General features: G+C 69.4%; 23 protein-coding genes. 12 read left to right on the forward strand and 11 right to left on the reverse strand.

Annotated elements, in window-relative coordinates; all coding sequences use genetic code 11:
- Window positions 1-2: 2 nt before the first annotated feature.
- Complete coding sequence (locus RDV84_RS27285; RefSeq protein ID WP_486624515.1) at window positions 3-191, forward strand: DUF6053 domain-containing protein; 189 nt, start codon at window positions 3-5, stop codon at window positions 189-191.
- Here RDV84_RS27285 and yihA read toward each other — a convergent pair.
- Window positions 188-823: a ribosome biogenesis GTP-binding protein YihA/YsxC gene (gene yihA, locus RDV84_RS04955; RefSeq protein ID WP_057949903.1), complete on the reverse strand. Its 636-nt coding sequence runs from the start codon at window positions 821-823 to the stop codon at window positions 188-190. The two genes, RDV84_RS27285 and yihA, sit on opposite strands and share 4 nt — an antisense overlap.
- Window positions 824-1,088: 265 nt before the next feature.
- Here yihA and RDV84_RS04960 point away from each other — a divergent pair, with 265 nt between their 5' ends.
- From RDV84_RS04960 to RDV84_RS04975, 4 genes are all read left to right on the forward strand, one after another.
- Window positions 1,089-1,964: a c-type cytochrome gene (locus RDV84_RS04960; RefSeq protein ID WP_078998212.1), complete on the forward strand. Its 876-nt coding sequence runs from the start codon at window positions 1,089-1,091 to the stop codon at window positions 1,962-1,964.
- 511 nt (window positions 1,965-2,475) lie between these two features.
- Window positions 2,476-3,132, forward strand: coding sequence for a thiol:disulfide interchange protein DsbA/DsbL (locus tag RDV84_RS04965; RefSeq protein ID WP_079000000.1), 657 nt, complete (start codon window positions 2,476-2,478; stop codon window positions 3,130-3,132).
- A gap of 192 nt (window positions 3,133-3,324) precedes the next feature.
- Complete coding sequence (locus tag RDV84_RS04970; RefSeq protein WP_309152672.1) at window positions 3,325-4,185, forward strand: thiol:disulfide interchange protein DsbA/DsbL; 861 nt, start codon at window positions 3,325-3,327, stop codon at window positions 4,183-4,185.
- 31 nt (window positions 4,186-4,216) lie between these two features.
- Window positions 4,217-4,975: an endonuclease/exonuclease/phosphatase family protein gene (locus RDV84_RS04975; protein WP_057945958.1), complete on the forward strand. Its 759-nt coding sequence runs from the start codon at window positions 4,217-4,219 to the stop codon at window positions 4,973-4,975.
- Window positions 4,976-5,367: 392 nt separating this feature from the next.
- Here RDV84_RS04975 and RDV84_RS04980 read toward each other — a convergent pair whose 3' ends face one another.
- Window positions 5,368-6,420 (reverse strand): IS30 family transposase, encoded by a 1,053-nt coding sequence (locus tag RDV84_RS04980; protein WP_309152673.1) that lies wholly within the window; start codon window positions 6,418-6,420, stop codon window positions 5,368-5,370.
- A 422-nt stretch (window positions 6,421-6,842) separates the two neighbouring features.
- Here RDV84_RS04980 and RDV84_RS04985 point away from each other — a divergent pair, with 422 nt between their 5' ends.
- The gene (locus RDV84_RS04985) at window positions 6,843-7,577 is read left to right on the forward strand and encodes an ATP-grasp domain-containing protein (RefSeq protein WP_309152674.1); all 735 of its coding nucleotides are present in this window, start codon (window positions 6,843-6,845) and stop codon (window positions 7,575-7,577) included.
- A 221-nt stretch (window positions 7,578-7,798) separates the two neighbouring features.
- Here RDV84_RS04985 and RDV84_RS04990 read toward each other — a convergent pair whose 3' ends face one another.
- Window positions 7,799-10,714: a TonB-dependent receptor gene (locus RDV84_RS04990; protein WP_078998737.1), complete on the reverse strand. Its 2,916-nt coding sequence runs from the start codon at window positions 10,712-10,714 to the stop codon at window positions 7,799-7,801.
- A 281-nt stretch (window positions 10,715-10,995) separates the two neighbouring features.
- Window positions 10,996-11,793, reverse strand: coding sequence for a sulfite exporter TauE/SafE family protein (locus RDV84_RS04995; RefSeq protein ID WP_309152675.1), 798 nt, complete (start codon window positions 11,791-11,793; stop codon window positions 10,996-10,998).
- A 268-nt stretch (window positions 11,794-12,061) separates the two neighbouring features.
- Here RDV84_RS04995 and RDV84_RS05000 point away from each other — a divergent pair, with 268 nt between their 5' ends.
- The 4 genes from RDV84_RS05000 to RDV84_RS05015 all read left to right on the forward strand — a co-directional run bounded on the left by RDV84_RS05000 (window position 12,062) and on the right by RDV84_RS05015 (window position 16,965).
- Window positions 12,062-14,131, forward strand: coding sequence for a lytic transglycosylase domain-containing protein (locus RDV84_RS05000; RefSeq protein WP_309152676.1), 2,070 nt, complete (start codon window positions 12,062-12,064; stop codon window positions 14,129-14,131).
- 10 nt (window positions 14,132-14,141) lie between these two features.
- On the forward strand, window positions 14,142-15,038 hold the full coding sequence (locus tag RDV84_RS05005) for a complex I NDUFA9 subunit family protein (protein WP_309152677.1): 897 nt from the start codon (window positions 14,142-14,144) through the stop codon (window positions 15,036-15,038).
- 156 nt (window positions 15,039-15,194) lie between these two features.
- Complete coding sequence (locus tag RDV84_RS05010; protein ID WP_057945953.1) at window positions 15,195-15,563, forward strand: PH domain-containing protein; 369 nt, start codon at window positions 15,195-15,197, stop codon at window positions 15,561-15,563.
- Window positions 15,564-15,717: 154 nt separating this feature from the next.
- Window positions 15,718-16,965: a multifunctional CCA addition/repair protein gene (locus tag RDV84_RS05015; RefSeq protein ID WP_309152678.1), complete on the forward strand. Its 1,248-nt coding sequence runs from the start codon at window positions 15,718-15,720 to the stop codon at window positions 16,963-16,965.
- Window positions 16,966-17,108: 143 nt separating this feature from the next.
- Here RDV84_RS05015 and RDV84_RS05020 read toward each other — a convergent pair whose 3' ends face one another.
- From RDV84_RS05020 to RDV84_RS05050, 7 genes are all read right to left on the reverse strand, one after another.
- Window positions 17,109-17,657, reverse strand: coding sequence for a hypothetical protein (locus tag RDV84_RS05020; protein ID WP_309152679.1), 549 nt, complete (start codon window positions 17,655-17,657; stop codon window positions 17,109-17,111).
- A 2-nt stretch (window positions 17,658-17,659) separates the two neighbouring features.
- Window positions 17,660-18,268: a transglycosylase SLT domain-containing protein gene (locus RDV84_RS05025; RefSeq protein WP_057945950.1), complete on the reverse strand. Its 609-nt coding sequence runs from the start codon at window positions 18,266-18,268 to the stop codon at window positions 17,660-17,662.
- Entirely contained in the window at window positions 18,265-18,810 is a 546-nt protein-coding gene (locus tag RDV84_RS05030) for a PAAR domain-containing protein (RefSeq protein WP_231783927.1), read from the reverse strand. The genes RDV84_RS05025 and RDV84_RS05030 overlap by 4 nt, the downstream gene beginning before the upstream one ends.
- 216 nt (window positions 18,811-19,026) lie before the next feature.
- Complete coding sequence (locus RDV84_RS05035) at window positions 19,027-21,537, reverse strand: TonB-dependent receptor plug domain-containing protein (RefSeq protein WP_250448049.1); 2,511 nt, start codon at window positions 21,535-21,537, stop codon at window positions 19,027-19,029.
- Between the two features lie 147 nt (window positions 21,538-21,684).
- Window positions 21,685-21,810, reverse strand: a complete 126-nt coding sequence (locus RDV84_RS05040; protein WP_284499518.1) for a hypothetical protein — start codon at window positions 21,808-21,810, stop codon at window positions 21,685-21,687.
- A gap of 103 nt (window positions 21,811-21,913) precedes the next feature.
- Complete coding sequence (locus tag RDV84_RS05045) at window positions 21,914-22,324, reverse strand: VanZ family protein (RefSeq protein ID WP_057945949.1); 411 nt, start codon at window positions 22,322-22,324, stop codon at window positions 21,914-21,916.
- A complete protein-coding gene (locus RDV84_RS05050; RefSeq protein WP_425606309.1) occupies window positions 22,321-23,505 on the reverse strand; it encodes a class I SAM-dependent methyltransferase in 1,185 nt (394 codons plus the stop codon). Before RDV84_RS05050 ends, RDV84_RS05045 begins: the two co-directional genes overlap by 4 nt.
- A 47-nt stretch (window positions 23,506-23,552) precedes the next feature.
- On the opposite strand from RDV84_RS05050, the gene RDV84_RS05055 reads away from it, so the two are divergent.
- Both RDV84_RS05055 and RDV84_RS05060 read left to right on the forward strand, forming a co-directional pair.
- Complete coding sequence (locus RDV84_RS05055; protein WP_309153781.1) at window positions 23,553-23,837, forward strand: hypothetical protein; 285 nt, start codon at window positions 23,553-23,555, stop codon at window positions 23,835-23,837.
- Window positions 23,838-24,044: 207 nt separating this feature from the next.
- Window positions 24,045-24,842 (forward strand): DUF3592 domain-containing protein, encoded by a 798-nt coding sequence (locus RDV84_RS05060; RefSeq protein ID WP_309152680.1) that lies wholly within the window; start codon window positions 24,045-24,047, stop codon window positions 24,840-24,842.
- Window positions 24,843-24,880: the final 38 nt, after the last annotated feature.

Below are 24,880 nucleotides of genomic sequence, written 5' to 3' on the forward strand. Positions count from 1 at the left end.
CGATGGGGGGCGGGCGGCCAACAACGGGGACGGCCGTGGGCGGAGATTTTGTGGGAGGGACTTCAGTCCCGACGCTTTCGGCTCAGGTCACCGAGCGCCCCACCAGCAAGATCGGCCTCATCAGGTCCCGAAGTATCGGGACTGAAGTCCCTCCCACCAGAGCCGGCCCCGGCCCTCTTCAACAGGCCTAACCCAGCTCCAGCCAGCCGCCGACCACCGCGCGCGCCTCGTCGACGCCCTGCTTGGACTCGCCGGAGAAGGTCTGCACGCTGACCGTGTCGCCGTAGCTGGCGTGCAGGTCCTTGCGCACGGCCATCAAAGCCTGCTGCTGCTGGCCGCGGCCGAACTTGTCGGCCTTGGTCAGCAGCGCATGCGCCGGCAGGCCGCGGTTCACCGCGTAGGCGATCATCTGCCGGTCGTAATCCTTCAGTGGGTGGCGGATGTCCATCACCACCACCAGCCCGCGCAGCGCCTGGCGGGTCTGGAAATAGCGGTCGAGGAAGGCCTGCCAGTGCGCCTGCAGGTCCTGCGGCACCTTGGCGTAGCCGTAGCCGGGCAGGTCGACCAGGAAACGGTCCGGCTCCGGCGCCGGCTCGGGGCCGCGGTGCAGCGGGCTGACGTCGAAGAACACCAGCTGCTGGGTGCGGCCGGGCGTCTTGGATACGCGCGCCAGCGCGTTCTGCTGGCACAGGGCATTGAGGGCGCTGGACTTGCCGGCGTTGGAGCGGCCGGCGAAGGCCACCTCGAAACCGCCGTCGGGCGGCAATTGCTTGACGTTGTGCGCCGACAACAGGTAACGGGCGCGGGCGAGGGGATTGCTCATGCCCATAGGATCGCACGTAGGATCGGGATCGCGCGGGCAGGCCCCGCCGCGGGCGCAAAACCGCATTCGGCGACCGCGCGCACCTGAACCCGCGTTGACCCCGTCCGGGCCGGCGATGATAATTCCAAGGTTCCGGCGCCCGGCACGACCGGCCACAGCACGACCGAGTCGCGACCCGCTTTTGCCGTACCGCCCTGCCGTACCGCACGCCCGCCTTCCAGCAAGCCCGCCACCCAGAAAGCCAAGCAGTTCGGAGCCCAGCTACATGAGCCAAGCCCGCGTCCTGAGCCTCGTCGGTCTCGCCGTCTTTGCGGTTGCCGCCGTCGCGTATGCCCAGACCACGGTCACGCCGATCCCGGACAAGGAACCGGTGCAGACGGCGCCGTTGAACGCCGGGCCGCAAAGCAAGTGGGGCGACGTCAAGGCCGGCGCCACCAAGGCCGGCACCTGCGCCGCCTGCCACGGCCTGGACGGCAACCCGACCGATCCGCAGTACCCGCGCCTGGCCGGCCAGAGCGAGCGCTACATCGCCCACCAGATCGCCCTGTTCAAGAGCGGCGAGCGCAACACCGGCATGTCCGCGGCGATGAAGCCCTTCGCCGACGCGCTCAGCGAGCAGGACGCGCGCGACCTGGGCGCCTACTTCGCGACCCAGAAGTCCGGCGCCGGCGTGGCCGACGACACCGTCATCGCCTCCGGCCCGAACAAGGACAAGAAGTTCTACCAGGTCGGCGAGGACCTGTTCCGCCGCGGCGACAAGGCGCGCGGCATCCCCGCCTGCATGGCCTGCCACGGCCCCGGCGGCGCCGGCAACCCCGGCCCGGCCTACCCGCACCTGGCCGGCCAGCAGGCCGCCTACTCGCAGCGCCGCCTGGAGGAATATCGCGCCGGCACCACCACCCAGCGCGATCCGCACCTGTTCAACGTGATGGCCGGCGTGGCCAAGCAGCTCACCGACGAAGAGATCGGTTCGCTCGCCAGCTACCTGCAGGGCCTGCACGAACGCGCCGACGATATCGCCGCCGCCGGCGCCCCGGCCCCGGCGGCCAAGCCCGCCGCCGCGCCCGCCCCGGCCCAGCCGGCGGCGCCGGCCGAAGCGCCCAAGCCGGCCGCCGCGCCGGCCGCGCCCGCCAAGGGCTGAGCGCAGCGCGAAGCACCCGAAAACGCCGGCCCCGCGCCGGCGTTTTCGTTTCCGCCCGCCGCGAATCCGCATCGCCCTCCCTGTAGGAGCGGCGCAAGCCGCGACCGCGACACCGCAACGACGACGAAACCGACCCGGCCCACGTAACTCCGGTGCTTTCGTTTCACCCACCGCGAATCCCACATCGCCCCCCTGTAGGAGCGGCGCAAGCCGCGACCGCGACACCGCAACGACGACGAAAGCCACCGGCCCCGCGTAACGGCCCGCGGATTCTCGCCGCGACCGGCCACCCCGCGGTCGCGGCTCGCGCCGCTCCTACAAGAAGCCCCACCCTGCGTAAAAGTGACGCACTTCACATCGAGTCCCGACGCGGAACTCACACGACACCGTCCGGTCCCATAGCAGACTGCAGGCCGCCCGCGCCGGCCGTTATCCTTGGCGGCGACGTTCCCCAAGCCCGCCCCCACCGGCGCGACGCGCAGCCGGCCCTTTCCGACGAGACCCCTTTCCGATGAACCGACGCCTCGCCACCCTGCTGCTGCTCGCCGCCCTTCCCTTCGCCAGCCTCGCCGCGCCCAAGGCCGCGACCGGCCCCGCGCCCGAGCCGGGCGTGGACTATGTCGAAATCCCGGGCGGCAAGCCGTTCTCGACCCCGGCCGGCAAGATCGAGGTGGTCGAAGTGTTCGGCTACACCTGCCCGCACTGCGCCCACTTCGAGCCGCTGATCTCGAAGTGGAAGGCGACCCTGCCGGCCGACGTGAACTTCGTGCCGCTGGCCGCGCCGTGGGGCGGCTACTGGACCCCGTACGCGCAGGCCTTCTACACCGCGCAGTCGCTCAAGCTGCTGCCCAAGACCCACGAAGCGGTGTTCAAGGCCCTGCACGAGGACAAGAGCCTGCCGATCCAGAACGCCAGCGCGCAGGAGATCGCCGGCTTCTACGCCAAGTACGGCGCCGACGCCGGCACCTTCGCCGCGACCATGACCGGCAAGACCACCGAGCAAACGATGAAGCGCGCCACCGACTTCATCATGGCCTCCGGCATCGAGGGCACCCCCGGCATGGTGGTCGCCGGCAAGTACCGCATCACCACCCAGAAGGGGTTCGACGACATGCTGCGCGTGGCCGATCACCTGATCGCGCGCGAGCGGGCCAAGGCCAAGCGCTGAGGCGCCCGGGCGGGAATCGGAACGGGCCATCGCGCGCGCCGGCCGCGTCCCGTGCGCCGCGCTCGCGCAGGCCCCGTTCCCGCCCCCTCTACACTCCCCGTTAAGTCGCCCGCCCGCTATGCTGGCGGGCCGTCGCGGACGGCCTTTCGCCGCCGCACCCGCCTTTTTCCCGAAGTTGTTGCGGAGATCACGATGAATTCGCGTATCGCCACCCTGTCCCGCTATCCGCTGCTGCTCGGCGCGCTGATCGCGCTGGCCGCGTGCGGCAAGACCGAGGCGCCGGCCGAGACAGCCGCCCCGGCCGCGCCCGCCGCCACCGAAACCGCCCCGGCCGCCGCCCCGGCCGAGGGCGCGCCCGCCGCGCCGGCCGCCGGCGAAACCGCGGCGCCGGCCCAGGCCGATCCGGCCATCGCTCCGGCCGCCACCGCGACCCCGCCGGCCGGTCCGGCGCCGGTCGCCGGCACCGACTACCAGGAAATCCCGGGCGGCCAGCCGTTCGATCCGGCCCCGGGCAAGATCGAAGTCGCCGAGATCTTCAGCTACACCTGCCCGCACTGCGCCCAGTTCGAGCCGCTGCTGGTCGAGTGGCGCAAGAAGCAGACCGCCGACGTCAAGTTCACCCCGATCGCCGGTCCGTTCGGCGCCAACCCGATCCCGTTCGAGAAGGCCTTCTACGCCGCCCAGACCCTGGGCCTGGTCGACAAGACCCACGAAGCGATGTTCCGCGCCGTGCACATCGACCAGTCGATCGACTACCGCACCGTCAACGACCAGACCTTCGGCGAGTTCTACGCCAAGTACGGGGTCAAGCCGGCCGACTTCATCGGCACCATGAACAGCTTCGCCATCACCGCCAAGGGCAAGCGCGCCGAGCAGTTCATGGCGCGCTCGGGCGTCGACGCCAGCCCGAGCCTGGTGATCAACGGCAAGTACCTGGTCAAGGGCAAGGGCTTCGAGGACTACCTGCGCATCGCCGACCACCTGGTCGCGCGCGAGCGCGCGGCGATGGCCGGCGCGGCCCCGGCTCCGGCCGCGGCGCCGGTCAAGAACTGATCGGCCGGCCCCGACCGCGCTCGTACCGGGCATGACCACTCGCCGGCTGCGCCTGCTCAGCGCCAACATCCAGGCCGGTTCCAGCACGCGTCGCTACAGCGATTACGCGACGCGCAGCTGGTCGCACGTGCTGCCCGCGGGCAACAAGCGCGGCAGCCTGGACACCATCGCCCAGCTGGCCGGCGAGCACGACATCGTCGGCCTCAACGAGAGCGACCCGGGCAGCCTGCGTTCGGGCTTCACCAATCAAACGCATTACCTCGCCCAGCGCGCCGGCTTCGATTACTGGAGCCACCAGCCGAACCGGCGCGTCGGCAACGTCGCCTCCAGCGCCAACGGCCTGCTGAGCCGGCTGGAGCCGCGCGAAGTGGTCGACCACCCGCTGCCCGGGCGCATCGCCGGCCGCGGCGTGCTGGTCGCGCATTACGGCAACGGCGACGACGGCCTCACCGTCGCCGTCGCCCACCTCTCCCTCGGCGCCGGCTCGCGCGCCTCGCAGCTGGCCTTCATCGCCGAACTGCTGCACGACCATCCGCACGCGGTGCTGATGGGCGACTTCAACTGTTCCGCCGACAGCCCGGAGATGCAGGCGCTGTTCCGCGACACCCGGCTGCAACGTCCGGCCGACATCCTGCCGACCTTCCCCAGCTGGCGCCCGCAGCGCGCGATCGACCACATCCTGCTCGGCGACGGCCTGGGCTACATCGCCGCCAAGGCGATGCCGGCGGCGCAGTCCGATCATCTGGCGCTGTCGCTGGAGCTGGACGTGCCGGACGACGCGTTGCGCTGAGCTCGGCGGAGGCCGCGGCATATCCCGACCGAACGCGCAAGCCGGCGCACCGCCCCTCCTCGACGCGCACCGCTTCACGGCTCACGCCCTTTCAACGCAGCCACTTCCGCGCCGCTAACGACGCCGACCTTCTGCGCCGTCATCCCCAATGCCGTCATTCCAGCGAAAGCTGGAATCCATTTTGCTTTTGCTGCTGCTGTTGCAATTGCCGTTGCCATTCGCTCGGACGCAACCCCACGCGAAGCCCATGTTCCGCAGCCCCGGAGGGCGTGCGCATGGATGCGCACGCGCGCCATGGGGCAGGATGCCCCTTATGGCGCGGCCCCGCGCCACGATGAGCCCTAGTGGCTCTTGATCCGAAAAAGAAGAGGCCTTTTCTTTGGTTGGCGGAGTCAATGTCCAAGTGCATCACCCTGCGCCCGCGGGTTTTTGAGTTCCTCATAGAGCACCTCGACGGGCGAGCGCCTGCCCAGGCTACGGCGGGGGCGGTTGTTCATTTCCCACGCCACCTCTTTGAGGCGCTGCGCAGAGTGCACCGACAAATCAGTGCCCTTGGGAAAGTATTGCCGCAACAAGCCGTTGGTGTTTTCGCAGGTTCCGCGTTGCCACGGGCTATGGGGGGCGGCGAAGTAGATCGCTAAACCAGTGCGTTCGCTCAACTGCCGATGCGATGCCATTTCCTTGCCCTGGTCGTAGGTCAAGGTCTTCTTCAAACTTTCCGGCACACCTTCGAACGCCGAGCTGAAGGCCTCCAGCACCGTGTGCGCGGTCGCGTCGGCGAGCTTGACGTACAAGGTGCGGCGGCAGACCAATACCCCAATCGCCGAGCGGTTGTGCGCGCCCACGATCAGGTCGCCCTCCCAATGCCCCGGCATCAGGCGCTCATGCGCGGCCGGCGGCCGCAGGCGGATGTTGGGCAGATCCGGCAGATGGCCGCGGGCGTCGCTTCCCTGGCGCGTGCGGCGGCCGGACTTGCGCCCCTGTCGCAGCAGACGGGTCACCTGGCGGCGCAATTCGCCGCGCGGCATCGCATAAATCGCGGTATAGATCGTTTCGTGCGACACGCGCAGCCAGGGCCGGTCCGGGTACAGATCCCGCAGTTTGTCGGCAATCTGTTGCGGCGACCAGCACCGTTCCAGCCAATAGCGCACGCGTCGCCACAGCACGGTGTCGCGTCGCAGCTTGCGGCGCACCCGCGCCCGTCGCCGCAGTCGCTGGGCCCGCCGGCCCGCCCGGGTCGCATCGTAGCCAGGGTCGAAACGGGGGCGTCCGCGCAGCGGCGGCCCCGAATGGGACCGAAACCCATTACGGCGCAACTCGCGAGCAATTGTGCTTTGCGCCCGACCCAACGTCTGGGCGATTTGCCGTCCGCTCGCCCCTTGGGCGATCAAGACCATGATGGCCCCGCGCTCTTCTGCGCTCAGATGTGAATACTGCTGGCCCATTCACAGTGCCTCACTGAGGTGATGCACTTGAGGTTAGAGACCAGCAGCCAAAGAAAAACGCTTGTTTTAAGTCAAAAGCCACTAGGTCCAGCACCTTGCGCGGGGCCGCGCCATAAGGGACATCCTGTCCCATGGCGCGCGTGCGCATCCATGCGCACGCCCTTCGGGGCTACGAAACATTCGCATCGGATTGGGCGGCGAGCACAAGCAACAACAACTACGGCAACGGCAACGGCAACGGCAACGGCAGAATAGATTACGGCTTTCGCCGGAACGACGCGTAGGCCACCCGCGACGTTGGAAACGCCGCAACGCACACGATCATCCAGCGCCGCTCATCCCCCGATCGACGCCGCTTCCGGCCGTTGACGCACCCCACCCTTTCACCGACGCTGCACCGGCATTCCCACCGCCGCCACGCCATGCCCACGCTGATCCTCACGCCCCGCCACACCGACGACGCCCAGGCCTTGTGGAAGGCCGCCTCGCGCCAGGGCTGGTCGATCGAGCGCCTGCCGGGCTGGCGCGTGCCCGATCGCCTGCGCGATCTCGACGACGCGGTGTTCTACGGCGAAGCGCTGTTCGCGCCGCAAATCGGCGCGGCGCTCGGCCTGCGCCTGGACAATCCGCCCGAAGACTGGCTGCCGGTGCTGCCGCCGGAATACCGCCTGCGCGAGATCGGTTTGAGCACGCTCGGCGCGCAGCGCGCGCGCACCGCGCCGGCCTTCGTCAAACCGCCCAACGACAAGAGCTTCCCGGCCCGCGTCTATACCGGCGCCGAGTTGCCGTTGGGCTACGACGAGGACATGCCGGTGCTGGTCGCCGACGTGGTGCGCTGGCGCTGCGAACTGCGTTGCTTCGTGCTCGATCGCCGCCTGCGCACCTGGTCGCTGTATTCGCGCGAAGGCGAGCTGGCGCGCGACAGCGGCTTCGCCAGCAGCGACGAAGAAGACGCGCAGGCCACCGCGTTCCTGCAGCGCATGCTCGACGATCCGCGCGTGGCCTTGCCGCGCGCGTGCGTGATCGACGTGGGCTATATCGAGGATCGCGGCTGGGCCTGCGTGGAACAGAACGCGGCGTGGGGCGCGGGCTTGTACGCCTGCGACGCGGAACAGGCGCTGGAGGTGATCCGGCATGCGTCGGTGCGCGGGCGATAGCCGGGTTCGTCGCGGTTGCGTTGGCGCGGTCGCAGCTTGCGCAGCTCCTACAGGGGCTACGGCCGGTTTCGTTTCAGACTGTAGGAGCTGCGCAAGCTGCGACCGCGAGAACGCGACAACGACGAATCCCGCATCGAAGCCACGCATCCAATCCCCAAAACGAAAACGGCCGGCGCCTCGCAGCGCCGGCCGTTTCTTTTCGTTGACGGCTTACCCCGGGATCAGAACCGCAGATCCGCGCGCACGTAGAAGAAACGCCCGCCCGGGATGTCGTAGGTGGACGCGTCGTAGCCGTTGAGCGAGCACGACAGGCACACCGGCGGGTCCTTGTCGAACAGGTTGTTGACGCCGCCGGTGACCTGCAGGCCCTTCAACAGTTCGAAGTGGTAGCCCAGCTGGATGTCGTGGTACGTGGTCGGCGAGAGCTTGTTCGCGCCGGTCACGGAGTTGTCGCAGTACGGCGACTCCAGCGCCGAGGCCTGGCAGGTCTCGGTCAGTTCGGAGATGTGGCGCACGGTCCACGAACCGGTCCAGGCGTTGCGCTTCCACGACAGGGTCGCGTTCGAGCTCCACTCCGGAATCGCGCTGTCGTTGACTTCCACGCCCGGGCGGCGCGGCTGCAACTGGCCGGCGGCGCCGACCGCGTCGTACTGGGTCACCCAGGTGTTCTGCCAGGCCAGCTTGAACTGGCCGAGCGAGCTTTCCGGCAGGGTCCAGAAGAAGTCCACATCCCAGCCGGAGGTCTTGATCGAACCCAGGTTGGTCAGCTTGTTTTCGAAGCTGGAGATGCCGCCGACGCTGGAACGGGTGATGCCGTTGCAGTACAGCGGGTCGAGGGTCTGCACGCACAGGTTGAGCTGGGTCTGCGCATCGATCGCCTGCACCGCGCCTTCCAGCGAGTGGCGGTAGTAGGTGACCTCGAAGTCGAACTTGTCCGACCACGCCGAATCCGCGGCCCAGGCCGGGCTGTAGACGAAGCCGGCGGTGAAGCTGCGCGCGGTTTCCGGTTCCAGGTCCGCGTTGCCGCCGGTCTGCACCGAGATCTGGCTGTTGGCCTGGGCGGCGCCGGCCGGCACGCCGAGCGCGGCGCAGTTGGCGCGGTTGCCGGTCGGCGGCGAGCCGGTGATCGAGATCAGGCAGGGATCGCTGAGCTGCAGGTCGGCGCGGCTGGCCGAGCCGTACAGTTCGCCGATCGACGGCGCGCGGAAGCCTTCGGCGTAGGTGGTGCGCAGCAGGAACTCGTCGGCGACCTGCCAGCGCAGGCCGTACTTGGGCGTGAACTGGCCGCCGAAGGTCGAGTAGTCCGAATAGCGGCCGGCCAGGCTCAGGTCCAGGCTCTTGCCGAACGAACCTTCCTTGATCAGCGGCAGGTTCAACTCGACATAGGCCTCGTTGACGTCGTACGTGCCGCGGGTCGGCAGCGACTGGGTGCCGTTGTAGTAGCCGGCGACGGTGATCGGATCGGGCGAGTAGGAACCTTCGTACTTGCGGTACTCGTAACCGGCCGCGAACGACAGCGGGCCCGCCCACAGGTTGAACAGGTCGCCGGAGAAGTTCGCGGTGAAGGTCTTGAGCTTCTGCTCGCTGCGGTCGCGGATGATCGGGCTGATCCAGCTGAGCATCTGCGGGGTGATCGTGCCCGGGCCGCCGAACAGGTTCAGCGGCACGCAGCCCGGGGTCGCGGCGCACACCGCCGGATCGCCGAGGGCGATGTTGATGTTGCGGATGTTGTAGCTGCCGCGGTTGGTTTGGTCGGCCTTGTTGCGGCTGTAGGCGGCGTTGACGTCCCAGAAGAAGGTGCGGTCGCCCGCGTCGAAGCTGCCTTCCAGGCCGCCGGCCACGTACTGGGTGTCGACCTGCTGTTCGAAGATGCGCGGGCCGCCCTCGACCGGACGCCGCGCGAGCGTGATCAGGTTCGGGTTGGCGCCCTCGGAGGTCAGGTCGATGCCGAAGGGGTTGTACGGGTTCAGGCGCGAGATGGTGATGCGCTCGGACCACGGGTTGCCGGTGCCGGCGTCCAGGCCGAGGAAGATCGGCTCGGGCGCGGCTTGGTTGACCGACTCGCGGCGGTTGTACAGGGCCTTCAAATAACCCTGCACGTTGTCGCTGAAGTGGTAGCGGAACTGGCCGAACGCGCCGGTGCGCTTGGACGGCGTCAGCAGCATGTTCTCGGCGGCGAAGTTGTAGCGGTTGGCGCCGCCGAACGGAATGAAGTCCTGCGGGAAACGCACGCCGTTGGGGAAGCTGGAGCCGTTGGGCGTGGTGATGTTGCACATGTTGACCGGCGGCGTGGACGGATCGTCGTCGCTGTCGACCGCCGGGCAACGCGGGTCGGTGAAGATGAAGCGGCCGTTCGGCGTGGCCGAGCTGCCGGTCTCCACGCCCAGGCCCGGCACCGGCACGCGCGAGACCTTGCGGTCGCGCGAGAACACCGGATCCTGGTCGACGTAGCTCAAGCCGAGGAACAGGTTGGCGCGGTCGGTGTTGTAGCCCCACGCCAGATCGACGCCCTGCAGCTCGCCGTCGCCCTTGCCGTACTGGCCGTAGTTGAGGCTGATCTGGCCGCCGTCGAAGTTGCGGCGGGTGATGATGTTGACCACGCCGGCGATGGCGTCGGAGCCGTACAGCGAGGACGCGCCGTCTTCGAGCACTTCGATGCGCTCGACGATGGCCAGCGGGATGGTGTTGAGGTCGGTCGCCGCGCCCACGCCCGAGGCCGAGGATTCGTTGACCCAACGCATGCCGTCGACCAGGACCAGCACGCGCTTGGGACCGAGGTGGCGCAGGTCGACCTGGGCCGAGCCCGCGCCGATGCCGTCGCCGTTGGGCGAGAAGCCGAAGTTGCCCGAGGAATTGAACTTGGTGTTGAGCGCGGAGCCGGCGCCGGTGAGTTCCTGCACGATGTCGCCGAGCGAGGTCAGGCCGGTGCGTTCGATGTCGTCGCGGCTGAGGGTCTGGACCGGGACCTGGCTTTCGATCTCGGCCTTCTTGATGCGGGTGCCGGTGACCTGGACCGAGTCGAGCGTGGTGGGGTCCTTGGCGGGGGCGGCGTCCTGCGCGGCGGCGACGCCGGGCAGCGCGACCAGCAGGGACAATTGGATGGCTTTCGCCAGGACATGGCGACGCGACGGCTTCATCTACTCTCTCCCTCGTAATTGGCTTGGCTAGCTCTGTTGGCTATTGGCGTGCCGGCCGGACCGTGCCGGAGGCATCCGAGAGGTTGTAAACAATCCGTGAATCCGCCACAAGGCGCAAAATAGGAGTACTTGCCAAACCGGTCGCAGTTTTGTTCGGCCTGTCGCGAGGCCTCGGACAAACACCGGATGCGGCATACCCTCGCCGCCCATTCAGGCCGGGCGCCGGGCGATTGCGAGGGGTTGCGGCGCGATGCCGCGGAAACGTGATCGGCTTTGCGGATTCAGCCGCCGAGCAACAGGCTCAGCGCGACCAGAAACAGGAACGTCGCGAACACCCGCTTCAAGGTGTCGCCATGCAGGCGATGCGCCAAACGCGTGCCATACGGAGCCGCGAGCACCGAGGCGAGGGCGACGCCGATCGCCGCCGGCAGGTAGACATAGCCGATCGCGTAGTGCGGCAGCGCGCCGGGCGGCGCATTGAAGGCATAGCCGATCGCGCTGGCCAGGCCGATCGCCACGCCGCAGGCCGAGGATGTGCCGACCGCGCGCACCGGCGCGACTCCGCGCCAGACCAGCAGCGGCACGGTCATGCTGCCGCCGCCGATGCCGACCACCGCCGAGACCGCGCCGATGCCCACGCCCGCGCCCGACATCGCCGCGCCCTGCGGCGCCGGCGCGTCCTCGCCGAGCGCCGCGCGCGGCTTGCCGAACAACAACTGCGCGGCGGCGATGAGGCAATAGCCGGCGACGATCCAGCGCAGCCATTCGCCGTCGATGCGCACCGCGACCCAACTGCCGAGCCAGCCGCCGACGATCAGGCCCGGCACCATCCAGCGCACCGTCGGCCACAGCACGCTGCCGCGCTTGGCATGGGCGCGCGCCGACGCGGTCGCGGTCAGCACGATGCTGGCCAGCGAACTGGCCAGCGCGGTGTGCATCGCCGCTTCCTGCGGAATGCCGAACGCCGGCGCGATCCACGCCAGCGCCGCGACCAGCACCAGCCCGCCGCCGACGCCGAGCAAACCGGCGAGCACGCCGGCGATGGCGCCGAGGACCAGGAAGACCAGCCAGATCGCCATGCGCGGTGTCTCCGATACGAAGGCTCGATTCTGCACGCCCGTTCGCGCGCTGGATAGCCGATGGCTCCGACTGTAGGAGCGACGCGAGTCGTGACTGCGAAAACGCAACTGCGTCGACACCTGCGTCGTACCTGCGTTGTCGCAGTCGCGACTCGCGTCGCTCCTACAGTCGTCCCACCACCGCCACGCCGCGACCGCGTTCGCGCTTCGCCGTCATCCACGCTGCGTTCACATAAGACATTCATACGCGCTCGGCTATAGTCCGGCGATGCTCCCGCGCCCCTTCCCCCTGCTCGCCGCCGCGCTGATCGCGGCCATCGCCACCACCGCCTGCGCCCAGACCACGGCGTCCACGCCGGCGCAGCCCGCGGCCAAGCCGCCGTCGCTGCGCGCGCCGCCGGCGCCGACCGCCGACGCCCAGCTGCCGCGCGTGCGCGCCGCGCTGGAAGCGGCCGAACGCGGCGGCTTCGATGCCGGCCAATACGCCGACATCGCCCGCCATCCGCTGTACGGCTGGGTCGAGTACGCCGCGCTCCGCCGCAACATCGACAGCCTCGACAACGGCCAGGCCCGCGACTTCCTCGCCCGCCGCGGCAACGAAGCCTCCGGCGAGGCGTTCCGCGAGATCTGGCTGGCCGCGACCGCGCGCCGCCAGGACTGGAACGCCTTCCTCGCCGCATGGACCCCGTTCAACCGCAGCGGCAAGGAACGCGGCGCGCAACTGCGCTGCGCCGAATTGAGCGCGCGCCAGGCGCTCGGCCGCGCCGACGCGCAATGGACGAAGGACGCACAAGCCATTTGGCGCAGCAGTGGCAAGTCGCTGCCCGACGCCTGCGACGCGCCGTTCGCGGTGCTGGCCGCGCAGGGCGGGCTGAGCCCGGAACTGCGCTGGGAACGCATCGAAGCCGCCGCCGCCGAATGGCAGCCGGCGGTGATGCGCGCGGCGGCGCGCGGCTTGCCGGCGGATCAACTCGCGCAAGCCAACGACTACGCGGCGTTCCTGGACAACGTCAACGAACGCGCGCTGGCCTGGCCCAAGACCGACCGCAGCCGCAAGATCGCCAGCCACGGCCTGGCCAAGCTCGCCAAGGCCCAGCCGGCCAGCGCCGAAGCACAGTTGCCCAAGTACGCCAACGCGCTGAACTTCAGCGACGAAGACCGCGGCCGCGTGCTGTACCAGACCGCGCTGTGGTCGGTGGCCTCCTACGACGCCGAATCCGCGCGCCGGCTCAACGCCGTGCCCGACATCGCCTACGACGAACGCCTGCACGAATGGCGCGCGCGCGAGGCGATGGCGCGTTCGGACTGGAACGCGGCGCTGGCGGCGATCCGCAAGATGGGCGCCAAGCAGCGCGGCGAATCGCGCTGGGAATACTTCGAAGCGCGCCTGTCCGAGCGCGCCGGCGACAAGGCGACCGCGACCCGGCTGTATCGCGAAGCGGCCAAGAACGCCGACTTCCACGGCTTTTTGTCCGCCGACCGGCTCGGCGCGCCGTACACGCTGTGCCCGCTGCAACCGGCCGACGCGCCGGCCGCGCGCGCGCAGGTCGCGCGCGACCCGGCGCTGGTGCGGGCGATGGGCCTGTTCCAGATCGAGCGCACGCCGTGGGCGATCCGCGAGTGGGACGATGCGCTGAGCCGCTTCGACGACACCCAGCGGCGCCTCGCCATCGAGGTCGCGCAGGGCTACAACTGGTTCGACCGCGCGGTGTTCTCGCTCAACAAGACCCCGCAGGAACAGCGCCTGTACTACCTGCGCTTCCCGCTGCACCACGCCGACACGATCCGCCGCGAATCGGCCAAGAACGGGCTCGACCCGGCCTGGGTCGCCGCCGAGATCCGCGCCGAGAGCGTATTCAACCCGACCGCGCGCTCCGGCGCCAACGCCATGGGCCTGATGCAGGTGCTGCCCGGCACCGGCGCGCAGGTGGCCAAGAGCCTCGGCCTGCCATGGGGCGGCGCGGCCAGCCTGTACGACTCCGACACCAACATCGTCCTGGGCACCGCCTACCTGCGACAGCTGCACGACAAGTACGGCGGCCAGCCGTACTTCGCCATGGCCGGCTACAACGCCGGCCCGGCGCCGCTGGCGCGCTGGCAGTCGCAGCGGCCGGGGATGGACCCGGACTTCTGGATCGAGACCATCAGCTACAAGGAAACCCGCGAGTACGTCGCCCGCGTGCTCGCCTTCAGCGTGCTCTACGACTGGCGCATGAACGGCGACGCGCTCAGCGTCAGCGACCGCCTGCGCGGCGCGACCCAGGCCAGGCGCAAGTCCTTCGCCTGTCCGGCCGCCGCCGCGACGGCCAGCGCGCCGCTGCCGGCGGAAACCGAGTAAGGGTTCGGCCATGGCGCGTCCCCACGTCCTGGTCCTGGGCGGCACCGGCTTCGTCGGCCGCCACCTGGTCGCGCATCTGCTGGACCAGCGCTACCGCGTCACCGTGCTCAGCCGCGGCGTCGATCCGTCGAAGAAGAAGAAACTCAGCCGCGACGCCAGCATCATCGAAGGCGACGTGGCCAACCCGGATTTCCTGCGCGCGGTGCTCGACGACGTCGACGCGGTGGTCAATCTGGTCGGCATCCTCAACGAGCAGGGCGACAGCGGGCGCGGCTTCGAGCACGTCTACGTCGAACTGCTGGAGGCGCTGCTCGAAGCCATGCGCGACATGGACGTGCGACGGCTGCTGCAGATGAGCGCGCTCAACGCCGGCACCGGCCACAGCCACTACCTGCAAGCGCGCGGCCGCGCCGAACAGAAGGTGCGCGCGTCCAAGCTCGACTGGACCTTGTTCCGCCCCTCGGTGATCGCCGGCCCCGGCGACGGCCTGTTCTGCCGTTTCGACGCGCTGCTGCGCTACGCGCCGATGCTGCCGATCGGCCGCGCCCACGCGCGTTTCCAGCCGGTGTGGGTCGGCGATGTGACCCAGGCCTTCGTCAACGCCCTGGCCGACGACGCGCACGTGCAGCGCAGCTACAACCTGGTCGGCCCGGACGTGATGACCCTGGCCGAGATCGTGCGCGCCGGCGCGCGCGCCCGCGGCCGCTGGCGCGCGGTGGTGCCCTTGCCCGACGCGCTGGGCAAGTTGCAGGCCGAGATCGGCGAACACCTGCCGGGCAAGCCGATCAGCCGCGACAACTGGCGCTCGCTGCAGAGCGACTCGACCAGCGTCGAGAACGGATTGCTCAAGCTCGGCGTCGAACCGACCCCGGTGCTGCCGCGCCTGCCCGAAATCCTCGCGGCCTGACCTGTAGGAGCGGCGCAAGCCGCGACCGCGGCATCGCAACCATTGCGAAAGGTTCGGCGCAGTTGCGTTGCCGCAGTCGCGGCTCGCGCCGCTCCTACAGGGGCCGCGGCCGCTGCGCTAGGATGCGCGATACACCTCCCGCGAAAGGACACCGCCATGGGCCTGCTCGACACCCTGCTCGGCCACGCCGGCAGCAAATCCGCCGACAAGGTCAACGACGACTTCGCCCCGCTGCTCGCGCCCGGCGAAACCGTCGTGCGCGCCTTCGGCGAGATCCGCGATTTGATCGTGTTCACCGACCGCCGCCTGATCCTGGTCGACAAGCAGGGCGTGACCGGACGCAAGACCGAGTTCCTGAGCCTGCCCTACCGCAGCATCGTCATGTTCTCGCTGGAAACCGCCGGCCATTTCGACCTGGAAGCCGAACTGCGGCTGTGGGTGTCGGGCCAGCCCAATCCGATCGCGCGCCGCCTCGGCCGCAGCGCCGGCGCGGAAGACATCATCGCGCTGCTGGCGCCGCGCTGAGGCTGCGCAGTTCGCGGCCAGGGTTCCGCCAAAGCGAAACCATCGACCGCGACGGCGCGCAGCCTCCTCGCGCATCGCAGCGCTCAGTGCAGTCCCACCCCGGCAAACCGGCAATGCAATCGCTTCGACCCACACCGAATTCCGAACTCCCAAAATGAAGACTTATCTGGTCGGCGGCGCGGTCCGCGACAGCCTGCTCGGCCTGCCGGCGGGCGATCGCGACTACGTCGTCGTCGGCGAAACGCCCGAAGCGATGCTGGCCGCCGGCTTCAAGGCGGTGGGCAAGGACTTCCCGGTGTTCCTGCATCCGGACACCGGCGAGGAGTACGCGCTGGCGCGTACCGAGCGCAAATCCGGTCGCGGCTACCGCGGCTTCGTCGTCGATGCCGATCCGTCGGTAAGCCTGGAAGACGACCTGGGCCGGCGCGACTTCACCATCAACGCCATCGCCCGCGACGAGAGCGACGGCCGCCTGGTCGATCCCTACGGCGGCGCGCGCGACCTCGAAGCCAGAGTGCTGCGCCACGTCGGCGAGGCCTTCGTCGAGGACCCGCTGCGGGTGCTGCGCGCGGCGCGTTTCATGGCCCGCTTCGCCGCGCACGGTTTCGTCGTCGCGCCGGAAACGATGGCGCTGATGCGGCGCATGGCCGAATCCGGCGAACTCGCCGACCTCGTGCCCGAGCGCGTGTGGCAGGAAACCCGCCGCGCGCTGGCCTGCGCCACGCCCTCGGCGTTCCTGCGCACCCTGCACGAGGCCGGCGCGCTCGCCGTGGTGCTGCCGGAAGTCGACGCGCTGTACGGCGTGCCGCAGCGGCCCGAATACCATCCCGAAGTCGACACCGGCATCCACACCGAGATGGTCGTGGACATGGCCGCGCGGCTCGCGCCCGGCGACGACCTGATCGGCTTCGCCGCGCTGACCCACGACCTCGGCAAGGCGCGCACCCCGGCCGACCTGCTGCCGCGCCACCACAACCACGAGCACAACGGCCTGCAACCGCTGGCCGAGCTGTGCGCGCGGCTCAAGGTGCCGACCGACCACCGCCTGCTGGCCGAAGCGGTGTGCCGCGAACACCTCAACGTGCACCGCCTGGCCGAAATGCGTCCGCGCAGCGTCTACGAGCTGATCGCGCGCTGCGACGGCTGGCGCAACCCCAGGCGGATCGAACAGATGGCGCTGGTGTGCGAGGCCGACAAGCGCGGCCGACTGGGGCTGGAGGACAGCGCCTACCCCTCGCGGCAGGCGCTGGTCGACGCGCTGCACGCCGGCCTGAAGGTGCGCGCCGGCGACCTGAAGCCGGGCCTGAGCGGTCCGGCCGTCGGCGAAGCGATGCGGCGGGCGCGGATCGAGGCGATCGCGTCGTTGCGGCGCGAGGGGGCGCAGGATTCGCCTTCGGTCTGAACGCTCATCTCGACCGCGCGCTCGTCACATGTCGGACTAAGCGGTTGGCTGTTGGCGCGGCGGCCAGCCGATCGAGTCCGGCCTGCGGAACGGCGTAGCGTCGAAGACCAAGCGCACAAAGCCCGACGCGCCGACAGACGCGATCATCGATTCAGCGTAATCACGGTGTAACCGGCAGCGGCGGGCAGTTCGTCCGTCGCTTCGCTTTCTTCGTCCTGTCCCTTGCCAGCGGCATACCGATAGACCACATAGCGGGCATCGGTTTCGCCGCGACCGCCGGTCGGAATCACCACCAGGCTGCCCCGCTCGCCCAGATAGATCCGAGACGGCAGCGCGCGTTCGGCGAAATCGATGCGCTCGAACGCCGCGGTGGCCGGGTTGTAGCTCAGCACCACGCCGTGCGGATAACCGGCGCCGAATTCGCCGAACAGCAGCATCGCGCGCCGCTTGCCGCCTAAGCAGCTCAACCGCGCATCCAGCCCGCGCGAGTGTTCGATGTCGCGGATCACCGGCTGCGCGGGCTTGCCGCCATAACGCAGGAAGTAGGTCGCCGCGCCCGACTCGACATCCTGCGCGTTCACCACGACCGGACGCTTGTCCCTGGCGGTTCCCAGCTCGCACGAAAACGGCGCCCCGCCCGCGTGCGCCGCGGCCGACAGCAGTAGCAGCACAACCATCGGGAAGGTTCTCATCGTTATTTCTTCTTCGCTTTCGCGACCATATCCAACAGCACCTGCATCGACTCGGGATTCTTCTTCAGCAACGCGGCCGCGTCCGAGATCTTTTTGTAATAGATCCCGTTGTCCTTGTCGCGATACTCCTTGTACGCCTCGGCGATGGGATCGGCGGCCTTCTTCTTTTTCTGCACGTTTATCAGCATCTGCAGATATTCGGTTCCCATCGCGATATTGGTCGCCTCGTCCGCGAGCGCGCCGCTGGCGTGGAACGTATCGGCCTGCTTGTACAGTTCCTTCTCCGGCGTGCGCTTGTCTTTCGGCAACGCAAGATCGCGCACCCGGTAGATTTCGCGCACCGCGACTTTCAGCAACTGCATCAGGCCTTTCGCGGAGCTTCCGGCTTGATTGACCGGATCCTTGACGAAGCGCGATTCCATGTAGATCTGGCAGATGATCAGATCGTCGTCCACATCCGACTTGTTGTTGTCCGCGACCAACTTGCGTATTTCGCGCAAACGCGCCGCCGGATCGACCGCGACCTTGACCGGCGCGGTCTGCGCTTTTGGCGTCAGCTTCGCGCCCTGGGCCTTGAGGATGGTGGCTTTCTTGAATTTCGGATATGTCACGAGCGGTCGTCCCAGTTGGCGTCCAGGCTCGGCGGCTCCGGCTCCAACACGCTCAGCGTCGCCAGCTCCGCCTCCTGGCTGCTGATCTTGCGCGTTTTCCCTTCCGCATCGGTCCGGCCTTCGATCTTCTTGCCCGAGGGCAGCTCGATCAGATAGGGCCAGTCCTTGAGCGGCTCGCCACCGGCTTCGTCGACGAGCAGGAAATGTTGATCGTAGTCGTGCCCGGCGACCTCTTCGTCTTCCTGGGCCGCCGCCACGGTCGATGCCGCGGCCGCAGACGCCGCACCGCCCGCCCCGCCGCTGGCGATATGCACATGCGCCTGCTGCACCGCCACCAAACTGCACGTGCACGCCAAGCCATCGCCATGCCGGGCGACCGGCTGGCCGTCGACGATCATGCTGGAGTCGCCGCTGACGATCACGGTCGGGCCGTGGCGCAGGCACACCACGCTGTCGCCGATGCGCGCGACCGGCTTGCCGTCGATGTCGGTAAAAGGCGAGCCGGACACTACGCTGCCGCCGCCGGTGGTGGTGTCGCCCACCACGATCCATATCCTGCCCATGACAGTCCCTGTCGCTACGCTGGTGCCGCCAGTCTTCTCCCCCCCGGCGGCGGCGTCAAGCCGCGGCCATCGCGGTTCGGCCCAGGCCCGAACCGAGCGCTGCAACGCGGGTCCGGCCCGGCCGCGGCACCCTGCGCGCCGCGACCGCCGCCCGGCCGGACCCGGGCGGCGTCTTCGCGCGATCGCTTGCGACGATCAGAAGCGGTAGTCCAGGCGCGCGTAGTAGCTGCCGCCGTTCATGCCGAACGGCAAGGTTTCCCAGCCGTACTTGAAGCCCATTTCGGGGAACGGCGCGCCGCGGACCCGATCCCACTTGTCCGGATACGTGTCGAAGAGGTTGTTGCCGCCGACGGTCAGCGCCAGCTGGTCGCTGAACTTGTAGCGCACCGACAGGTCGGCCAGCCACTTGCCGCTCCAGGTCTGCTTGACCCCGGGGGTGAAGCCCTCGCCGGTGACCGGGCCGTAGTAGTTGGCGCGCGCGGTCAGTTCCCACGGGCCGGTCTCGTACACGCCCTGCAGCACGTGGTGCTGGCGCGGCTGGCCCTTCTCGATCAGGGTCACCTGGGTGTCGTCGAACAGCACGTTCGGCGGCAGGATCGCCGACTGCGAGCGGCGGTCCTTGACCTCGGTCTTGTTGAAGTGCACCAGCGCGGTCAGGTTGAGCTTGGCGCCGCTGGCGAACTCGGTGTTGTGGTTGGCGACCAGGTCCACGCCGGTGGTGCGGGTGTCGATGGCGTTGGTGAAGAACAGCACCTGGCCGACGCCGATCGGGTCGAGGATCGCGCGGATCGGGCAGTTGCCGTTGCCCGGCGCGCACGGCTGGCCGTTGTTGCCGACCGATTCGGGTTGGATGTTGCTGGAGAAGATGATGCGGTCGTCGATGTCGATGCGGAACACGTCCATCGTCAGCGAGAAGCGGTCGTTGGGCTTGAGCACGAAACCGACCGAACCGCTCTTGGAGGTTTCTTCCTTCAGCGGTTCGATGCCGAACGCGCGCGTCACCGCGCTGTCCTGGCGCGCGGTGAGGGTGTCGGTGAGCTCGCCAGCGGCGTTGAGGTTGGTCGAGCGCTGGCTGTAGAACAGCTGCTGCACGCCCGGCGCGCGGAAGCCGGTGGACACCGTGCCGCGAAGCGCGAACTGCTCGCTGGCGTCGAAGCGCGCCGACAGCTTGCCGGTGGTGGTCTGGCCAAAGTCGGAGTAGTCCTCGTAGCGCACCGCCGCGCCGAGCAGGAAGCGATCGCTGAGGTTGGTTTCCAGATCGACGTAGGCGGCGTAGTTGTGGCGGCCGTCGTCGACCGCCTCGTTCGGCGAGAAGCCCGGGAAGCCCTGCATGCCCGGCTGCGCGGTCTCTCCGGCCTGGCCGACGATGTTGATGTTGCGGTTGTTGGTGCGGCCGTAGGTGTAGGTCACCGGCGCGCCGGCGCGGATCTGGTACTCGTCCTTGCGGTATTCCACGCCGGTGCCCAGGTACAGCGGGCGGTCGTTGAAGCCCTTGAGCGTGCCGCGGAAATCCAGGTTGAACGTGGTCTGGTCGAACTGCAGCGTGCCGGTGTCGGCGCTGGTCGGCGATTCGGCGTAGATGCCGCCGCCGGGCTTGGGCTCGTACCACCAGCTGACGTTGACCGAGTCGGCTTCCTCGAAGCCGAACTTGCTGCGGCCGCGGTTGATCGACACGTCCCAATCCCAGTTGTCGTTGATCGGCGCCTTGTAGCCGACCGCGAGCGAGGTGTCGTCGACCTTGGTGCGGATGTTCGGCAGGAAGCCGTCGGGATACAGCGCCGGCACCGTGCGGTTGTCGCCGGGGCTGCGGAAGAAGCCGTAGGAATCGCCCTTGCGCTTGGACAGGCCGCCGAACCAGTACAGCTCGCCGCGGCCGACCGGCAGGCCGCCGTTGAACCAGAAATACGCGTCGGTCGCGTCGGCGTCGCCGAGGCGCTGGGTCACTCGCGGCGGATTCACCCGCAGGCTGTCGGGGCCGGCGCGGTTGGTCGCGCTGCGGTCGCGGTATTCGAACGACAGGTTGAGGAAGCCGTCGCTGCCGAGCTTGACGCCGGTGTTGACCGAGGCCGAGTAGTTCTCGCCGTCGCCAGCGTAGTTCTGGCCGGCCTGCAGCGACAGCTGGGTTTCCTCGGTCTGCTTCTTGAGGATGATGTTGATGACGCCGGAGATCGCGTCCGAGCCGTACTGCGCGGCGGCGCCGTCGCGCAGCACTTCGATGCGCTCGATCGCCGACAGCGGGATCGCGTTGATGTCGGTGCCGGCCGAGCCGCGGCCGATGGTCTGCTGCACGTTGACCAGCGCCTGCTGGTGGCGACGCTTGCCGTTGACCAGCACCAGCACCTGATCGGGGCCGAGCGAGCGCAGCGTGGCCGGGCGCAGGATGTCGGTGCCGTCGCTGACGAAGGTGCGCGAGAAATTGAACGAGGGCTCCAGCATCTGCAGGATCTGGCCGATCTCGGTGGCGCCGGTCGCGTTCAGTTCTTCCTTGCCGATCACGTCCACCGGCGCCGCGGTGTCCTCGGCGGCGCGGCCGCGCGCGCGCGAACCGGTCACCTGCACCGCATCGAGCGTGGTCGCCTCGCGCGTGCCCGACGCGGGCGCTTGCGGCGCCGACGCTTGCGCGAATGCGGCGGGAACGAAGGCGGTCGCGGCCATGGCGGCGGCTACGGCCAGCGCCAGTCGGTGGCGATGCGGGGTCGAAGACATGAGTCGGTTCCTTGCGAAGGTGAGGGGCGCCCGTGGCCCGCGCTGGAGCCTCACGGGTTCTTAACCTTTTCGCAATACGCCGCGTGACTGTGCCGACTTTGCCTTTGTGACGGTTTTCCTACTACGACGAACGGGCTAATGCGGCGTTCAGACCTGAATGCGTTCGGCGTCACCGAATCGCGTGCGCGGCGGCACGCGCGAGCGCGGAAAGCGCACGGCATCGGCGCGCCGCTGAATTCGATGAAGCGTGCCGGTCGCAAGCGATGCGCGCATGCAGCGGCGCGTTGCCGTCATCGGCGATATGGCCGCGACGCGATCGCGGCGGCACTTACGAGGGCGGCACCTACGAGGATCGCGGACGTCGCGATCCGGCGCCTCAGCCTCGCGCCAGCGCGCGGTCCAGCCGCTGCAGCCACAACGCGACCGGCGTGCGCGACAACCACAAGCCGGCCAGCGCGCCCAGGCCGTTGGCCAGGGCATCGGCGGCGTCGCCGCTGCGCGAATCGGTGAGGTTGGCCTGGGCGAACTCCAGCGCGATGCCGAGCGCGATCAGTCCCGCCGCGGCCAGCGCCTGCGCGCGCACCCGCGCGAACAGCATGCCGGCGTACAACGACAGCAGCAGGTAGGCGGTGAAGTGCTCGACCTTGTCGAAGGCATCGAACGGCGCCGGCGGCAGGTCCTGGGCCGGCATCAGGCAGGTCGCGATCACCGCCGCGATCATCGCCAGCCACAGCGCGATCCACAGCGCCGGGCGGCGGAACTCGCGCAGGGTCCTGGCCGCGCTCACAGGCGATGGCTCAGGTCGCCGACCATGAACGCCACGCCCAGCTCCACGTCCTTCTGCAGGCCCATGACCTGGAAACGCTCGCCCATTTCGCTGGGCAAGGTCAGCTTCTTCACCTCGTTGAGGCGGCGCTGCTTCTCGACCGGGTCGGCGATGGATTCGATCCGCTTGAGCACGCCGTCCAGGCCGTTGCCGAGCAGGAAGCTGGCCTGCGAGCAATAACCGGCGAGATCGAAACCGGCGGCGACGCCGGCTTCGGCCAGCGCGGTGAAGTCCACCGACGCGGTGATGTCCTGCAGGCCCGGCCACAGCAGCGGTTCGCCATGCACGCGATGGCGGTAGTAGGCGCGCAGCGTGCCGTCGTCGCGCTCGGGCGCGTAGAACTCGCCGCGCGCATAGCCGTAGTCGGCGAACAGCAGCGCGCCGCGGCGCAATCCACCGGAGACGGCCTGGATCCAGTACGGCAGCTGCGGCAGCACCTCGGAGCGATAGCCGTCGGCGAAGCGCCGCTCCAGCCCGCGTTCGATGTGGCCCACCGCGTTGGCGAGGAAACTGTCGGCCGGGCGCAGCTCGCGCGCGAAGCGCTCGCCGTCGCTGGTCACGTGCTCCTCGTAGACTTCGCCGTCGCGGATGCCGAAGCGCGGCGTCGGCAGCGCGTCGATCACCTCGTTGGCGAACACCACGCCTTCCCACTCGTCGCCGAACGGGCCGTCGAGCCACTCCACCAGTTCGAACAACGGCGGCGCCAGCCGCTGCATCAACCGCTCGCGCTGGCGCTCGCGCAGCTGCGCGCTGGGTTCGAGGATGGCGTAGCGGTCGGGCAACGCGTCCAGCTCGAGCATGCGCTTGAGCGCGACTTCGGCGAACGCGCCGGTGCCGCCGCCGAGTTCGAGCAGGCGCGCCTGCGGGCCGATCTGCTGCAGCGCCGGCGCCAGCGCCTGGGCCGTGCAGGCGGCGAAGATTGGCCCCAGTTCCGGCGCGGTGACGAAGTCGCCTTCGCCGCCGAACTTGCTGGCGCCGGCGCTGTAGTAGCCCAGGCCCGGCGCGTACAGCGCCAGCTCCATGAAGCGCGAGAAAGCGATCGCGCCGCCGGCGGCGGCGATCTGTTCGTGGATCAGGCGGGACAGGCGCGCGGTGTGGGCAAGCGCGTCGGGATCGGGAAGCGGCAGGTCGAGAGCGGTCACGGGCGAGGCGGTGGCGAAGCGGGCGATCAGGATAAAGCAGCGCGGGTGTGCGGACCCGGGCGGCGCTGTCGCGCGACCGCTCGCCGGATCGCACACACGGCGGTCCGCGCGGCCGCCGGCATAGTCGCCGCGTCGCCGGTTTCGGCGACCGCCTCGGCACCGGGCGCTGGGCCACCAAGATCGGCCCGTTCGATCCGGCCCGGCTGCCGCGCGTGGGCGACCCGATCCAGGTCTGGTTCCTGCGCGAAGCGCCGGGCGACGAAGACCGGATCGTGGTCGGCTTCGGCAGCGAGGAAGACGCCGGGATCGAGGAGCGATTGGCCCGACGCTGAGCGCGACGACCGCCTGAACAGGGGCGGCGCGCCGCCGCGCCGAAGCCGGTCTCGGCACGGCTGAACAGCCCAAGATCAGCCTAAAACGCGATTTACCACTGCAAGCGGGCATGCCAGCCCACGAAAATTTGTGATTTAACGCACACTTTCTTTACCCGCCGAATGCAACATGGCCCCTCGGTTCTCGACCGACAAGGAAGCCATGGCATGAGCAAGCCCGCCCTCGCCAACGCGCACAGCCGTCTGCTGCCGCCGCCGGACCGTTTGCCACTGGGACTGTGGCTGCTGAGCGCGGCCTGCGCCACCGGCTGGGTCCTGTGCGGCTACAGCCTGGCCGGCGCGCTGGCCCAGCCGCCGGACGCGATCGCTCCGGGCGCGCCGCTGCAGGCCCTGCTGTGGTCGCTGCTGGCCGGCGGCTTCGGCGGGATCATCTTCGGCGTGTTCGTCAACGCCGGCTTCGGCGCGCGCTTCGGCCTGGCGGTGGCGCTGCAGGCCAGTCTGGCCCTGGCCGCGGCCGCGCTCGCCGCCGGCTTCGCCCTCGCCCGCGCCTGGCCCTGGCATCCGCAGGCGGCGCTGACCGGCCTGGCCGCCGGCTGGCCGCAGTGGCTGTTCGGCGATGCGCCGCGCTCGCTGCCCGCGGCAAGCGCGCTGATCGCGCTGCTGCTGGCGCTGGGCGCGCTGGTGTGCCTGCGCCGCTATCGCGAGCGCAGCCGGCGCATCCGCGACCTGCTCGCCCACGGCGTGCGCGTGGCCGGCACCGTGGTCCACACCGAGCACGTCGGCACCGAGGTCTACAACCCGTCGCGGGTGCGCGTGGTGGTGCGCTTCAACGACCACGACGGCGCCGAGCGCCGGGTGGCCAAGATCGGCGACTTCGACCCGCGCGCGCTGCCGCGCGCCGGCGAGCGCGTGCTGGTGTGGTTCTACCCGGACGCCGCCGGCGACGCCGGCCGCATCGTGGTCGGCTTCGGCGAACGGCCGCAGCTGTCGCAGGCCTTGGGCTGAGAACGCCGGCCCGGCGTCGCAAACGACGAAGGCCGCGC

It is taken from the genome of Lysobacter yananisis (genome assembly GCF_031199375.1).
GTDB classification, from domain to species: Bacteria; Pseudomonadota; Gammaproteobacteria; order Xanthomonadales; family Xanthomonadaceae; genus Lysobacter; species Lysobacter yananisis.